A 13,714-nucleotide genomic window follows, 5' to 3' on the forward strand; every position below is an offset into this window, starting at 1 on the left:
TGGGTCTTTTAGGGTTAATCCATGGTTAAAGCTCATGGAACAAATCCCAATGCCCTTAGGCCAAACATTTTCTGACGGAAACTTTTCAGCCAAGCTTCTCGCCACTCTCGACCATGTCGAATACCGGCGGATCGAGAGCAATGAGGATTTCGAAGATATCGCCCGGCTGCGATACAAGGCCTACAAGACCCACAACGTGCTGCCGGTCGCTGCGACCAAGCTCATCGACGAGATCGACTTCGACAAGAATGCGCATGTCTTCGGTGTCTATTACGACGAGGAACTGGTCAGCACGATCCGGCTCCACCATGTTACGCCGGAACACCGGGTCTGCCAGTCGATCAGCATTTTTCCCGAAGCCGTGAATGGCCTTCTGGACGCCGGGATGACGCTGATCGATTCCGCGCGTTTCGCGATAGCCCCCGAATATGCCAGCGAACTTTCGGCCATGCCTTACCTCACGGTGCGGCTGACGCCGGTCGCGGCGATCTACTTCGATGCGGACAGGGTGCTGCAGCCGATCCGCCCGGCGCATGCGGCATTTTATCGCCGGTTCTTCTACGCCCAGCCGCTGGTGCCGCCGCGGCGCATCCCGACATACGATTTCGATCTGATGCTGCTCGCCTCGCAGACGCGCGAATTGCGCTCGAAGATGATGAAACGCTTCCCGGCGTTCCAGTCGGAGGCCTATGAGCGCCGCCTGCTGTTTGCGCGCTCCTCGAATTTCGACACCGCCCCGCTCACCATCCTGCCCACGGCCCGCATCGCCGGCCGGCCGAATTCCCCCGAGATGTCCTATCTGACCTGAACGGCCATTGCCCGGGCGTACCGGAAGCCATTGTGGCGGCATTGCGCTTTCCCATGGCTTTGTGTAAGGCCTGAAGTGACCTCCATCGTGCCGAACGAGGCATGATTCCGGGTGTCGCCAAGGGTTTTCCCGCAGGCGCCGACGCTTCGATCGAGCGGGCAGCGTGCGGCTGATAAGGAGACGGGACTGATGGACAATCACCATAGCGGGCCGGTGGAAACGGGTGCTTCGATGGATTATGCGGAACACGACAGGACCTACAACGCCTTCATCGCCGGTGCGAAATGGGGCACGATGGTCATCGTCATCCTGATGATCGCCATGGCCGCCGGTTTCTTCGGCGGAGCAGGCTTCATCGGCAGCCTTCTCGTCTTCATCATTCTCAACATCGCCGGCGTTTTCCTGCTGCGTTGATCCGGTCCAGCCCATCGGGCGACCGGCCTTGAGGCAGGGCGAAATATTTCGCCCGCCTTGCGATATCGACTGGGAGGAGACAGTCTTTGCCGAAGATCGTATTTGTATGCCGTGAAGGTTCCGACGAACCGCGCGTCGCCGCGTCGCCCGAGAGCGTCAAGCGGCTGACAGGGCTGGGGCTCCCGGTCGTGATCGAGAGCGGCGCAGGCCTCGCCTCCGGTGTTCGCGATGCGGATTTCGAAGCCACCGGCGCCCGCATTGCTGGTGCCGGGGAGGCCGGTTCAGCGGATATCATCCTGAGGGTCAACCGGCCGACGGCGGCGGAGATGGCGTCCTACAGGCCGGGCGCCGTGGTGTTCGCAGTGATGGACCCCTATGGCAACGAGGCGGCCCTTGCGGAAATGGCCAAGGCTGGACTTACCACCTTTGCCATGGAACTGATGCCGCGCATCACGCGAGCCCAGTCGATGGACGTGCTGTCCTCGCAGGCGAACCTTGCCGGATATCGCGCCGTCATCGACGCATCCCATGAATATGGCCGCGCCATGCCGATGATGATGACTGCCGCCGGTACCGTGCCCGCAGCAAAAGTGTTCGTCATGGGCGCGGGTGTTGCCGGCTTGCAGGCAATCGCCACGGCTCGCCGTCTCGGCGCCGTGGTGTCGGCGACCGACGTTCGCCCCGCCGCCAAGGAGCAGGTCGCCTCGCTCGGCGCCAAGTTCATCGCGGTCGAGGACGAGGAATTCAAGGCGGCCGAAACGGCTGCGGGCTATGCCAAGCCGATGTCGGCCGAATATCAGGCCAAGCAGGCGGCCCTCGTCACTGACCATATCGCCAAGCAGGACATTGTCATCACCACGGCCCTCATTCCCGGCCGGCCGGCCCCGAGGCTGGTGACGCGCGCCATGCTGGCGTCGATGAAGCCGGGTTCCGTAGCGGTGGATCTCGCGGTCGAGCGCGGCGGCAATATCGAAGGCTCCGAAAAGGGCAAGGTCGCGGATGTCGAGGGTGTCACCGTGATCGGTTACGCCAATGTCGCCGGCCGCATCGCGGCTTCGGCTTCGGCGCTTTATGCCCGCAACCTGTTCGCCTTTATCGAGACCATGGTCGACAAGGGCACGAAGGAGTTCGCCGTCAATCCCGAGGACGAACTCGTCAAGGCGACCATGCTGACCCATGGGGGATCCGTTGTGCATCCGAGTTTTGCGGCCGCTGCGGCAATGCCTGCCGGCGAGATGCCGGGTGCTGCGCCAGTCGCAACGGCTGGCCCGGTCGTGACACCGGCAGAGGAGCCGGCTGCCCCCAAACCGGCGCGTGCCCGCAAAAAGCCTGCCGCCGTTGCCGCCGAAGAGGGCGTGGACGCCACAGCCGAGGAGAAGCTTTGATGGCCAGTGAATCCATGGACAGAGCGCTGGAACAGCTCGACCAGGCCGTGACCGCCGTGATGAGCGCCGCCGCCCAGGCACCGGAAGCCGCCAGTGCGGCAACCGGCGGAGCGATCGATCCCTTCGTGTTCCGGCTGGCGATCTTCGTGCTGTCGATCTTCGTCGGCTATTACGTCGTCTGGTCGGTGACGCCGGCGCTGCATACGCCGCTGATGGCGGTCACCAACGCGATTTCCTCGGTCATCGTCGTCGGCGCGCTGCTTGCGGTCGGCGTATCGGCGAGCGGCTTTGCGACCGGCTTCGGTTTTGTCGCGCTGGTGCTCGTCTCGGTGAACATTTTTGGCGGCTTCCTGGTGACCAGCCGGATGCTTGCCATGTACAAGAAAAAAGATCGCTGAGGGTTCGGATCACATGTCGCAGAGCCTCGCAGCTTTCCTCTATCTCGTCTCCGGCGTGCTGTTCATCATGGCGCTCCGGGGCCTTTCCCACCCGACGACCAGCCGCAAGGGCAATGTCTACGGCATGGTCGGCATGGGTATCGCCATCGTCACCACCCTGCTGCTCGCCACCCCCACATTCGGCGGCTTCATCCTGATCGTGCTGGCGCTCAGCCTCGGCGGCGGGGCGGGGGCCTATATCGCCCGTACCATTCCGATGACGGCGATGCCGCAGCTCGTCGCCGGCTTCCATTCGCTGGTCGGTTTCGCCGCGGTGATGGTGGCGGCGGCAGCGCTTTATGCGCCCGATTCCTTCGGCATCGGCGCAATCGGCCATATCCACGGCCAGGCGCTGATCGAACTGGCGCTTGGTGCTGCGATCGGCGCGATCACCTTTACCGGTTCGGTCATCGCCTTCCTCAAGCTCGACGGGCGGATGTCCGGCAAGCCGATCATGCTGCCCTACCGGCACGCCATCAATATCGGTCTGCTGGTGCTGGTCGTCGTCTTCGTCTTTGGCCTGGTGCAGACAGAAAGCCATTTCGACTTCTGGCTGGTCGTCGCGCTGGCGCTGGCGCTCGGCGTGCTCCTTATCGTGCCGATCGGCGGCGCCGACATGCCGGTCGTCGTGTCGATGCTGAACTCCTATTCGGGTTGGGCGGCCGCCGGCATCGGCTTCACGCTCGGCAACCTGGCGCTGATCATCACCGGCGCGCTGGTCGGTTCCTCGGGTGCGATCCTCTCCTACATCATGTGCAAGGGGATGAACCGCTCTTTCATCTCGGTCATCCTGGGCGGCTTCGGCGGCGAGACGGCGGCTGCCGGGGCTGACGACGGTATCCAACGGACAGTCAAGCAGGGTTCCGCCGACGACGCGGCCTTCTTGATGCAGAACGCCGAAAAGGTGATCATCGTGCCCGGTTACGGCATGGCCGTCGCCCAGGCGCAGCATGCTCTCCGAGAACTTGCCGATACGCTGAAAAGCCACGGCGTCGAGGTGAAATACGCGATCCATCCGGTCGCAGGCCGCATGCCGGGCCATATGAACGTGCTGCTCGCCGAAGCCAACGTCCCCTATGACGAGGTTTTCGAACTCGAAGACATCAATGCCGAGTTCGCGCAGGCGGACGTGGCTTATGTCATTGGCGCCAACGACGTCACCAACCCGGCGGCGCGCGACGACAAGACTTCGCCGATCTACGGCATGCCGATCCTCGACGTCGACAAGGCTAAGACATGCCTGTTCGTCAAGCGCTCGCTCGGCTCGGGTTACGCCGGCATCGACAACACGCTGTTCTACAAGGACGGCACGATGATGCTGCTCGGCGATGCCAAGAAGATGACCGAGGACATCGTCAAGGCGATGAAGCATTGAGTGTGAACGGAATATTGTGATTGGAAAGCCCGGCAGTGCCGGGCTTTTTTGTGAAAGCGGATTGTGCGAGATTAGAAGGGAGCAGGAGGCCAAGATGGCAATCATAACGATATCCCTTCCAGATTCGACGAAAGACTGGATCGAAGATCAGGTTCGCAGCGGCGGGTTTGCGGATGCCGGCGAGTATATGAATGAACTGGTCACGCAAGAGCGCGTTCGACAGGGCGAAGAGCTTTCCCTTGAAGAAGTGCGCCACCTGGTGAAAGTCTCCAAGGCGAGCGGCATCGGGACAAAAACGATGGACGAGTTGTTTGCCGAGGCAGAGCGTCTCGTCGAAGCAAAAAAGGCCAGACGTGCCTGAATATCGGCTTTCACCCCGGGCTGAAGCAGAAATCGTCGATATCATCGGCTATGGGATCGAGACATTTGGAGCGTTGCAGGCGCGGCGCTACGTTGACGACCTCGCGCATTGCTTTGAACTCTTGGCAGAGAATCCACGCATGGGGAGGTCCGCGCCTGACTTTGGCGAGACCGTGCGTCGCCACACCCATTCGCGTCATACGATTCTCTATGAAGTTACTGATCTTGGTATTTTGATCCTTGCTGTGGTTCACGTCCGCAGCCTGCTTCGATTGATCAAATTTTAGCAATCATTCGAATTCTGCGAAAATCCTCATGACCATCCCCACCAAGCACCCTTACGATTTCGACCCCACCTATGGCATGGGGCTGAAGGAGCTTCAGGCCGTGGTGCCGCCACGGGCACCGGAGGGTTTCGATACGTTCTGGAAGGATCGTTATCGGCGGGCGATGACCGTCGATCCGGAGCCGGGCCTGCGCAAGGGCGGGCTCGACCATCCGAAATGGCATGTCTTCGACATCGCCTACATGTCGACCGGCCGGTTTCCGATCGGCGGCTGGCTGCTGTTGCCGAGAAAAGGTGAAATCAGGCGGGGCCTCGTCGTCGGCCATGGATATGGCGGGCGCGACGCGCCGGATCTCGATATCCCGGTCGAGGAGACCGCCGTCCTTTTTCCCTGCTTCCGCGGCATGTCGCGCAGCATCCGCCCGCCGATCTCGCCCGATTCCCACTGGCACGTGCTGCACGATATCGACAAGCCGGACCGCTACATCATCGGCGGCTGCGTCGATGACCTGTGGATTGCGGTCAGCATGCTGGTCGCCCTTTATCCCTGGCTGTCCGGCCATATCGGTTATAGCGGCATCAGCTTCGGCGGCGGCATCGGCGGGCTCGCCATTGCCCACGACAGCCGCATCGACCGTGGGCATCTGTGGCTGCCGACTTTCGGGCACCAGGAGCTGCGGCTGAAGCTCAAAAGCATCGGCAGCGCCGCCTCCGTGCAGGCCTACCAGGCGAAATATGGCAATGCGCTGAAGACGCTGCGCCTGCATGATTCGGCGGTGGCTGCGAGCCGCATCACCGTGCCGATGCTGATGAGCGTCGCGCTGTTCGATCCGGCGGTTGCGCCGCCCTGCCAGTTCGCCGTCGCCAACGCAATTCCGAAATCAAAATTTAACGAAAACTTCATCCTGGATGCCGGACATTTCGATTATCCTGACAGTGCGTCGCAAGAGGCGGCCCTTCGCGACAGGGTCGGACAGTTCTTCAAGGTGTCATGAACCGCGAATATCTGCGCTGGTACAGCCAGCGGCTCCATCGAGACATGGAACTCCTGGTGTTCGGCCATGCCGGGGCCAAGGTCCTGATGTTTCCGACCCGGGACGGGCGTTTCTGGGAATATGAAGAGCTTGGCATCGTTGGAAGCCTGGCCGACAAGGTCCGGGCCGGGCAGTTGCAGCTCTATTGCGTCGATGGCCTGGGGACCGAGACCTTCTACGATGGCCGGCAGCATCCCTCGATGCGGATCCGCCGTCACGCGGCGTTCGAGGATTATATCCTCAACGAGGTCCTGCCGCTGATGGCCGACCGGAACGGGCATGACTGCACGATCGTGCAGGGCTGCAGCCTCGGCGCCTTCCAGGCGGCCAGCATCGCCTTTCGCCATCCGCACCTGTTCCGCAAGCTCGTCGCGTTTTCAGGCCGTTACGACCTGACGCTGAAGGTCGAGGCATTCGGCGACCTGCTGGACGGTTATTACGACGATACCGTTTATTTCCACACCCCGTCGCATTTCCTGCCCGGCATCGGCAGCGGCTGGCAGCTCGAAAGATTGCGGCAGGTAGAGATCGTGTTGACGATTGGCGATGCCGACCCGTTCCTCGACAACAACCAGCATCTCAGCCAGGTTCTTTCCGAGAAGGGGGTTGGGCATCACATGCATGTCTGGAACGGCCGCGCCCACCGGGCAGGCGCCTGGCGCAAGATGGCGGCGCTTTATATCTGACGCCAGACGGAAATCAGCTCGGCCGACAGGCGGGGATATCAGCTGCTGGCGCGGGTGCGGGCCGCGCCGTCCTGGGCCGGCTTGTAGTTCGGGTCGAGGCGCATGGCGTGCGAATAGGATTTGTAGGCACGCGCCTTGTCGCCGCGGCGCTCATAGACCAGCGCCTGGTTCGCCCAGGATTCGGCGAGCTTGTCGTTGAGCTCGATCGCGCGGTTGAAGTCCGCAAACGCGTTGTCGTCGTCGTTCAAGGCGACATAGGAAATGCCGCGGCCGTTATAGGGCTCGGGCGAATTCGCCGACAGGGAGATGGCTTTCGAGAAATCGTCGATCGCCTGGGCGTGCTGGCCGCGCAGCTGGTAGATCAGGCCGCGGTTGTGCCAGGCCCGGCCATCGGTGGTTTCCAGCTGGATCGCCTTGTTGAAGTCGTTGAAGGCTTCGTTGGTACGACCGGCCTGGCGATAGATATTGCCGCGGCCGATATAGGCGACGTCGTAGTTCGGGTTGATCTGGAGCGAGCGGTTGTAGTCGTTGGCCGCTTCGACGGGCTTGCCCATGTTGCGGTAGACTAGTGCGCGGTTGGCATAGGCCTGGTAGAACTGCGGATTGAGCTGGATGGCGCGGTTGAAGTCCTCCAGCGCCTTCGAAAACTCGCCGGCGCGTCCATAGGCCGTACCACGGACATTGTAGCCCTCCGGATCCTGCGGGCTAGAACTGATGACGGACGAGAGCGAGGCGATGTTTTCTTGCGACCCCTGGGCACGATCGACGGTGATCATGTCGGTCGAGGTGGTGGTCGAGCAGCCGGCGAGCGCCAGAAGGGCAATCAGCGCGGCGGGCAATGCTGTTTTGCGGCGGACGGGAGAAACATCGTTCAAGAGGCCGGAAATTTCGGTTCCACGAAAGAGAACGGGATTTTTGGCGGCCATCAGGCGCATTTCCTCATGTCGGGGCAAAGGCATTGGAAGTCTCGGACCAAATCAAAAGAGCGGCGGCGCCCATGTCGCCACCGCCCTGAAAGCACATGAAAACGTCCAAAAAACGGCCGATCAACGAGCCGGACGTGCTGGAACCGTACGAGCCGGAGCTGCAATCAGGCCTTCGCGCTGCATGCGCTTGCGGGCCAGCTTGCGAACGCGACGAACAGCCTCTGCCTTTTCACGGGCGCGCTTCTGCGACGGCTTCTCGTAATAATCGCGCATCTTCATTTCACGGAAAATGCCTTCGCGCTGCATCTTCTTCTTGAGAGCGCGGAGCGCCTGGTCGACGTTGTTGTCGCGGACTAGTACCTGCACGTGAATCCCGTTCCTTTGGTTTGTTGCTCGCCTGGATCGGTACGATTCGAGGCGAAAGAATAACGTCCGCTCGGCCTGGAGCCGTGCGATTGATGACGGCAGATAGCAGAAGAGATGTGCGAAGTCCAGACGCATTAAGGTTGATTGCGCCAATTCGGCCGCCTTTTGCGGGAGATGCAGGTGTGAAAGCCTGCCGCGGGTCCATGATCGGAATGCCGGCCGATCCGGAAGCAACCGATCCGATGGTAAGCAGGGCCGGTTTTGCATGGACCTCGGCCGGGCGCCGCAGCGTCCGGTACTTCGGTCGGGTATCGTCTAACTGGCGGACGATCTGGCCCGTGTCGATGGGGAAGGCGAATGCGTCGCAATAGAGCCATTGCGACGCATATTGATTTGCGATGGGTATGGCACTACCCAAATGCCGGCCCTGCGATTAGGGCTGACGATCCGAGGAGTTCGAGGCGAGATGCGCAGATATTCGGTTTTCGCCGTGGCCCGCGAGGCAATGCGTGCCCACAAGGGCTGGGAAGCGCAGTGGGCCTCTCCGGAGCCGCGCAGCGCATACGACGTGATCATCGTCGGAGCCGGCGGGCATGGCCTGGGCGCCGCCTATTACCTGGCCAAGGAGCACGGCATCACCAATGTCGCGGTGATCGAAAAGGGCTGGCTCGGCGGTGGCAATACCGGCCGCAACACGACGATCATCCGTTCCAACTATCTCTATGAAGAGAGCATGGACATCTATGAGCATTCGCTGAAGCTCTGGGAGGGGTTGAGCCAGGATCTCAACTACAATGTCATGTACTCGCCGCGCGGCGTGATGATGCTGTCGCACAACACCCACGACATACAGAGCTTCAAGCGGCATATCAACGCCAACCGGCTCTACGGCATCGACAACGAATGGCTGACGCCGGAACAGGCCAAGGCCTATGTGCCGCCGCTCGATATTGCCAAGACGGCGCGTTACCCGATCAACGGGGCGGCGCTGCAGCGGCGCGGCGGCACTGCCCGCCACGATGCGGTCGCCTGGGGTTATGCGCGTGCCGCTTCGGATCGCGGGGTTCACATCATCCAGAACTGCGAAGTGACTGGTATCCGGCGTGGGCCGAACGGCGAGGTCCTGGGCGTCGAGACAAGCAAGGGCTTCATCGGGGCGAAGAAAATCGGCGTTTCGGCCGCCGGGCATTCGTCCGTCGTTATGGAGATGGCGGGCGTGCGCGTGCCGCTTCACAGCACGCCGCTGCAGGCGCTGGTCTCCGAGCCGCTGAAGCCGATCTTCCCCTGCGTCGTGATGTCGAACACGGTGCATGCCTATATCTCGCAGTCGGACAAGGGCGAGCTCGTCATCGGTGCCGGCACAGACCAGTACAATTCCTATTCCCAGACCGGCGGGCTGCAGATCATCACCCATACGCTCGACGCCATCTGCGAGCTTTTCCCGATCTTCCGGCGGGTCAAGATGATGCGCCAGTGGGGCGGCATTACCGACAACACGCCGGACCGCTCGCCGATCCAGGGTGTGACACCGGTGCCGGGCTTGTTCGTCAATTGCGGCTGGGGAACCGGCGGCTTCAAGGCGACACCGGGATCGGCCAATCTTTTCGCGCATCTGATCGCCAAGGGCGAGCCGCACCGGCTGGCGGCGGGACTGACGCTCGACCGGTTCCGGACGGGACGGCTGATCGACGAGGCGGCCGCCGCCGCCGTCGCGCATTAATACAGGGACATCAAGATGCTGCTGATCCATTGCCCCTATTGCGAGGAAGACCGCTCGGAACTGGAATTCCGCTGGGCCGGCGAGGCGCATATTGCGCGGCCGGAGAATATCGCGGCGATTTCCGACGAGGAATTCGCGGAATATTTCTTCCTGCGCAACAACGAAAAAGGCCTCACCTATGAACGCTGGCGGCATATCCACGGCTGCGGCCGGTTCTTCAACGCGGCGCGCGACACGGTGAGCGACAGGTTCTTGACAACCTACAAGGCGGGAATGCCGAAGCAGCCGCTCCCGGAAACCGGAGCCTCCGAAAAGACCGTCGAGACCTATGAAGCGACCGAAGGAGACGCACGATGAGCGCCTCCTCCAATTCCGGCACCTTCCGCATCAAGGGTGCGGGCCGGTTGACGCCCGCCCGCACGGCGCGCTTCACCTTCGACGGCAAGAGTTACACGGCGCTGGAAGGCGATACCGTCGCCTCGGCGCTGCTGGCGCATGGCGTGCATCTGCTTGGTCGCTCGTTCAAATATCATCGGCCGCGCGGCATTCTCTCGGCGGGGCCGGAAGAGCCGAATGCGCTGATCGACGTGTCGCGCGATGCGGCGCGGCGCCAGCCGAACGTGCGGGCCACCGTGCAGGAGGTCTTCGACGGTGCCAAGATCGCCTCGCAGAACCGTTGGCCGTCGCTGAAGTTCGATGTCGGAGCGGTCAACAATCTGTTCTCGCCGTTCTTTGCGGCCGGGTTTTACTACAAGACCTTCATGTGGCCGCGCGAGGCCTGGGTGAAGATCTACGAACCCTTCATCCGCCGTGCGGCCGGCCTCGGCGTTGCGCCGACGGAAGAAGATCCGGATCACTATGCCAACCGCTACGCCCATTGCGATGTGCTGGTTGCTGGTGCCGGCGTAGCTGGCCTGACGGCGGCGCTTTCGGCGGCCGCGACGGGGGCAAGCGTTTTCCTCGTCGACGAACAGCCGGAAGTCGGCGGCGCCCTGCATTACGATACGGCGACCACGATCGACGGACAGAACGGTTACGACTGGGCGCAGGCGACCGCTGCAAAGCTGAAGGCCATGCCGAACGTCACGGTGCTGACCCGCACGACGGTGTTCGGTTATTACAATCACGGTTTCCTCGGCCTCGTGGAGCGGGTGACCGACCATGTCGCCAAGCCCGGCAAGGACCTGCCCCGCGAGCGGCTGTGGCAGGTGCGGGCGAAAAAGGTGGTGCTGGCGACCGGCTCCATCGAGCGGCACATGGTGTTTGCCAACAACGACCGCCCGGGCATCATGCTGGCGTCTGCGGCACGCACCTTCCTCAACCATCACGGTGTCGCGGTCGGAAGACAGGTCGGTGTCTATACGGCGCATGATTCGGCTTATGAGGCCGCCTTCGACCTGAAGCGGGCGGGCGTTTCGATCGCGGCGATCGTCGATTGCCGTGCCGATCCCAGCGAGGCGCTGCTGGCGGAAGCCCGCGCGCTCGGCATCTCCGTGCTGAGCGGCCATTCGGTGACCGATACCGGCGGCCGACTGCGGGTCTCCTCGATGACCGTGGCGCGCAATGGTGGCGGCGATGCCCGCAAGATTGCTGTCGATGCGCTGATCGTTTCGGCCGGCTGGACGCCTTCGGTGCATCTGTTTTCGCAGTCGCGCGGAAAACTGCGGTTCGACGACGTCAACCAGCGTTTCCTGCCGGATATCTATGCGCAGGATTGTGTTTCGGTCGGCGGCTGCAATGGCACGGACGACTTGTCGGAACTGATCGACGAGGCGGCTGCAGCTGGTGGCGGTTCGGTGACGCTGTCCGGCGAGAACCGGTTCGAATGGACGGGCGGCATGATCGGTGCAGCCGAAGGGGCGGGGCCGGATACGACCGTCAAAGCCTTCGTCGATTTCCAACATGACGTGACCGCCAAGGACATCCGCCTGGCTGTGCGCGAGGGCATGCACTCGATCGAGCATATCAAGCGCTTCACCACCAACGGCATGGCCTCCGACCAGGGCAAGCTTTCCAACATGCACGGTCTGGCGATCGCCGCCGAAATGCTCGACCGGCCGATCCCGAAGGTGGGGCTGACCACGTTCCGCGCGCCTTATACGCCGGTCACCTACGGCACGCTGGTCGGCCATTCGCGCGGCGAATTGTTCGACCCGGCTCGCAAGACCCCGATGCATGCGCTGGAAGCAGCAGAAGGCGCCGAGTTCGAGGATGTCGGCAACTGGAAACGCGCCTGGTATTACCCCAAGCGCGGCGAGGACATGCTGGCGGCCGTCAACCGCGAGTGCCGGACGGTGCGCGAGGTGGCGGGCGTGTTCAACGGTTCGACGCTCGGCAAGATCGAGGTGGTCGGCCCCGATGCGGCGCAGTTCCTGAACCTCATCTATACCAATGCCTGGGACAGCCTGAAGCCCGGCAAGAGCCGCTACGGGATCATGACCCGCGAGGACGGTTTCGTTTATGACGACGGCGTCGTCGGCCGGCTTGCCGAGGACCGTTTCCATGTGACGACCACGACCGGCGGCGCGCCGCGCGTGCTGCACCACATGGAAGACTATCTGCAGACGGAATTCCCGCATCTCAAGGTCTGGCTCACCTCGACCACCGAGCAGTGGGCGGTCATCGCCGTGCAGGGGCCGAAGGCGCGGGAGATCATCCAGCCCCTCGTCGAGGGCGTCGATATTTCCAACGAGGCATTCCCGCATATGAGCGTGGCGGAATGCAGCGTGATGGGCGTGCCGGCGCGGCTCTTCCGGGTGTCGTTTACCGGGGAGCTCGGCTACGAAATCAACGTGCCGGCCGACTACGGCCCGGCGGTGTGGAAGGCGATCTGGGAACGGGCGGAGCCGATGGGTGCCTGCCTCTACGGCACCGAAACCATGCACGTGCTGCGCGCCGAAAAGGGCTATATCATCGTCGGCCAGGATACGGACGGCACGGTGACGCCGCACGATGCGGGCCTCGGCTGGGCGGTGTCCTCCAAGAAGCCGGATTTCGTCGGCATTCGCGGGCTGAAGCGCCCGGACCTGGTGCGCGAAAACCGCAAGCAGCTCGTCGGGCTGCTGACCAGGGACCCGGCCGTGGTGCTGGAAGAGGGCGGCCAGATCGTCGCCGATCCGAACCAGGCCAAGCCGATGACCATGCTCGGCCATGTGACCTCCGCCTACTGGTCGGAGAATTGCGGCCGGTCGATCGCTCTGGCACTGGTTGCCGGCGGAAGGGCGCGGATCGGCGAGACGCTGCATGTGCCGCTGAAAGACAGGACGATCGAAGTGGAAGTGACCGACATGGTATTCTTCGACAAGGATGGAGGCCGCATCCATGGCTGATTCTGGAGCTAATCTGGCAAACCGCACTTCGCCTCTTTCCGGTTTCCACGGCGGTTCGTCGACCGTCCGTCTCGAAGCCGCACCGCCCGCCGAGCGCATTTCGCTGCGCGCCAGGGCCGAGGATGTCGCAGCCCTTTCCAGCGCGCTCGGCGTCGATCTGCCGGTCAGGCCGAAAACGTCGGCTTCCGCCAACGGCCGCTCGGCGCTGTGGCTCGGGCCGGACGAATGGCTGGTGATCGCGGAAGGGTACGGCGGGCTGATGCAGGCCGCGAAGAATTCCGGCGCGCTGCATTCGGCGACCGACGTCTCCCACCGCAATACCGCGATCCTGGTGTCGGGGCCGGGGGCTGCAGCGGCGATCAACGCCGGCTGCCCGCAGGACCTGTCGCTGAAGGCCTTTCCGGTCGGTGCCTGCTCGCGGACCGTTTTCGGCAAGGTGGAAATCGTGCTTCTGCGAACCGGCGACGCTTCCTTCCGGATGGAGGTCTGGCGGTCGTTCTCCGACTACGCCTTCGGCCTGCTGGCGGAAGGCGCACAGGACGCGGCCGTCTACGACAATAGCCTCACTTGACTTGCTCTGACAGAACC

The 13,714-nt window shown here is 62.8% G+C and carries 15 protein-coding genes; 13 read left to right on the forward strand and 2 right to left on the reverse strand.

Features of this window, described 5'->3' with window-relative positions; genetic code table 11:
• The first annotated feature begins 49 nt into the window (after positions 1-49).
• The 9 genes from ABCW43_RS10715 to ABCW43_RS10755 all read left to right on the forward strand — a co-directional run bounded on the left by ABCW43_RS10715 (position 50) and on the right by ABCW43_RS10755 (position 6,785).
• Positions 50-808: an N-acyl amino acid synthase FeeM domain-containing protein gene (locus ABCW43_RS10715; protein WP_345924010.1), complete on the forward strand. Its 759-nt coding sequence runs from the start codon at positions 50-52 to the stop codon at positions 806-808.
• A gap of 189 nt (positions 809-997) precedes the next feature.
• Positions 998-1,222 (forward strand): aa3-type cytochrome c oxidase subunit IV, encoded by a 225-nt coding sequence (locus tag ABCW43_RS10720; protein WP_345924012.1) that lies wholly within the window; start codon positions 998-1,000, stop codon positions 1,220-1,222.
• 86 nt (positions 1,223-1,308) lie between these two features.
• Positions 1,309-2,607 (forward strand): Re/Si-specific NAD(P)(+) transhydrogenase subunit alpha, encoded by a 1,299-nt coding sequence (locus ABCW43_RS10725; protein WP_345924014.1) that lies wholly within the window; start codon positions 1,309-1,311, stop codon positions 2,605-2,607.
• On the forward strand, positions 2,607-3,005 hold the full coding sequence (locus tag ABCW43_RS10730; protein ID WP_345924016.1) for a proton-translocating transhydrogenase family protein: 399 nt from the start codon (positions 2,607-2,609) through the stop codon (positions 3,003-3,005). The genes ABCW43_RS10725 and ABCW43_RS10730 overlap by 1 nt, the downstream gene beginning before the upstream one ends.
• Before the next feature lie 13 nt (positions 3,006-3,018).
• On the forward strand, positions 3,019-4,419 hold the full coding sequence (locus tag ABCW43_RS10735; RefSeq protein WP_345924018.1) for an NAD(P)(+) transhydrogenase (Re/Si-specific) subunit beta: 1,401 nt from the start codon (positions 3,019-3,021) through the stop codon (positions 4,417-4,419).
• A gap of 94 nt (positions 4,420-4,513) precedes the next feature.
• Complete coding sequence (locus tag ABCW43_RS10740) at positions 4,514-4,780, forward strand: ribbon-helix-helix domain-containing protein (RefSeq protein WP_345924020.1); 267 nt, start codon at positions 4,514-4,516, stop codon at positions 4,778-4,780.
• The gene (locus ABCW43_RS10745; RefSeq protein ID WP_345924022.1) at positions 4,773-5,066 is read left to right on the forward strand and encodes a type II toxin-antitoxin system RelE/ParE family toxin; all 294 of its coding nucleotides are present in this window, start codon (positions 4,773-4,775) and stop codon (positions 5,064-5,066) included. Before ABCW43_RS10740 ends, ABCW43_RS10745 begins: the two co-directional genes overlap by 8 nt.
• A 28-nt stretch (positions 5,067-5,094) precedes the next feature.
• Positions 5,095-6,060, forward strand: a complete 966-nt coding sequence (locus ABCW43_RS10750; protein WP_345924024.1) for an acetylxylan esterase — start codon at positions 5,095-5,097, stop codon at positions 6,058-6,060.
• Positions 6,057-6,785, forward strand: coding sequence for an esterase family protein (locus tag ABCW43_RS10755; RefSeq protein WP_345924026.1), 729 nt, complete (start codon positions 6,057-6,059; stop codon positions 6,783-6,785). Before ABCW43_RS10750 ends, ABCW43_RS10755 begins: the two co-directional genes overlap by 4 nt.
• Before the next feature lie 38 nt (positions 6,786-6,823).
• Here the strand turns inward: ABCW43_RS10755 and ABCW43_RS10760 are convergent, their stop codons facing one another.
• Both ABCW43_RS10760 and rpsU read right to left on the reverse strand, forming a co-directional pair.
• Positions 6,824-7,711: a tetratricopeptide repeat protein gene (locus ABCW43_RS10760; protein ID WP_345924028.1), complete on the reverse strand. Its 888-nt coding sequence runs from the start codon at positions 7,709-7,711 to the stop codon at positions 6,824-6,826.
• A 120-nt stretch (positions 7,712-7,831) separates the two neighbouring features.
• Complete coding sequence (rpsU, locus tag ABCW43_RS10765; protein ID WP_037077280.1) at positions 7,832-8,077, reverse strand: 30S ribosomal protein S21; 246 nt, start codon at positions 8,075-8,077, stop codon at positions 7,832-7,834.
• 466 nt (positions 8,078-8,543) lie between these two features.
• Here rpsU and ABCW43_RS10770 point away from each other — a divergent pair, with 466 nt between their 5' ends.
• Genes ABCW43_RS10770 through ABCW43_RS10785 form a run of 4 tightly spaced genes read left to right on the forward strand, consistent with a single transcriptional unit; the run spans position 8,544 to position 13,697 of the window.
• Positions 8,544-9,797 (forward strand): sarcosine oxidase subunit beta family protein, encoded by a 1,254-nt coding sequence (locus ABCW43_RS10770; protein WP_345924030.1) that lies wholly within the window; start codon positions 8,544-8,546, stop codon positions 9,795-9,797.
• A gap of 15 nt (positions 9,798-9,812) precedes the next feature.
• Positions 9,813-10,154: a sarcosine oxidase subunit delta gene (locus ABCW43_RS10775; RefSeq protein ID WP_345924033.1), complete on the forward strand. Its 342-nt coding sequence runs from the start codon at positions 9,813-9,815 to the stop codon at positions 10,152-10,154.
• Positions 10,151-13,126 carry a sarcosine oxidase subunit alpha gene (locus ABCW43_RS10780; protein ID WP_345924035.1) on the forward strand — a complete coding sequence of 992 codons (2,976 nt, stop codon included), beginning with the start codon at positions 10,151-10,153 and terminating at the stop codon, positions 13,124-13,126. Before ABCW43_RS10775 ends, ABCW43_RS10780 begins: the two co-directional genes overlap by 4 nt.
• Positions 13,119-13,697, forward strand: coding sequence for a sarcosine oxidase subunit gamma (locus ABCW43_RS10785; RefSeq protein WP_345924037.1), 579 nt, complete (start codon positions 13,119-13,121; stop codon positions 13,695-13,697). The genes ABCW43_RS10780 and ABCW43_RS10785 overlap by 8 nt, the downstream gene beginning before the upstream one ends.
• The last annotated feature ends 17 nt before the right edge of the window (positions 13,698-13,714 follow it).

Source organism: Neorhizobium tunisiense (assembly GCF_039631515.1).
Taxonomy (GTDB): Bacteria; Pseudomonadota; Alphaproteobacteria; order Rhizobiales; family Rhizobiaceae; genus Neorhizobium.

What these genes read in the sequence shown, in the direction of transcription:
- ABCW43_RS10750 (WP_345924024.1), top strand. Translation starts at nt 5,095, where the DNA reads ATGACCATCCCCACCAAGCACCCTTACGATTTCGACCCCACCTATGGC.
- ABCW43_RS10760 (WP_345924028.1), bottom strand. Translation starts at nt 7,711, where the DNA reads ATGGCCGCCAAAAATCCCGTTCTCTTTCGTGGAACCGAAATTTCCGGC.
- ABCW43_RS10780 (WP_345924035.1), top strand. Translation starts at nt 10,151, where the DNA reads ATGAGCGCCTCCTCCAATTCCGGCACCTTCCGCATCAAGGGTGCGGGC.
- ABCW43_RS10730 (WP_345924016.1), top strand. Translation starts at nt 2,607, where the DNA reads ATGGCCAGTGAATCCATGGACAGAGCGCTGGAACAGCTCGACCAGGCC.
- ABCW43_RS10715 (WP_345924010.1), top strand. Translation starts at nt 50, where the DNA reads ATGCCCTTAGGCCAAACATTTTCTGACGGAAACTTTTCAGCCAAGCTT.
- ABCW43_RS10775 (WP_345924033.1), top strand. Translation starts at nt 9,813, where the DNA reads ATGCTGCTGATCCATTGCCCCTATTGCGAGGAAGACCGCTCGGAACTG.
- ABCW43_RS10770 (WP_345924030.1), top strand. Translation starts at nt 8,544, where the DNA reads ATGCGCAGATATTCGGTTTTCGCCGTGGCCCGCGAGGCAATGCGTGCC.
- ABCW43_RS10735 (WP_345924018.1), top strand. Translation starts at nt 3,019, where the DNA reads ATGTCGCAGAGCCTCGCAGCTTTCCTCTATCTCGTCTCCGGCGTGCTG.
- ABCW43_RS10740 (WP_345924020.1), top strand. Translation starts at nt 4,514, where the DNA reads ATGGCAATCATAACGATATCCCTTCCAGATTCGACGAAAGACTGGATC.
- ABCW43_RS10785 (WP_345924037.1), top strand. Translation starts at nt 13,119, where the DNA reads ATGGCTGATTCTGGAGCTAATCTGGCAAACCGCACTTCGCCTCTTTCC.
- ABCW43_RS10720 (WP_345924012.1), top strand. Translation starts at nt 998, where the DNA reads ATGGACAATCACCATAGCGGGCCGGTGGAAACGGGTGCTTCGATGGAT.
- ABCW43_RS10755 (WP_345924026.1), top strand. Translation starts at nt 6,057, where the DNA reads ATGAACCGCGAATATCTGCGCTGGTACAGCCAGCGGCTCCATCGAGAC.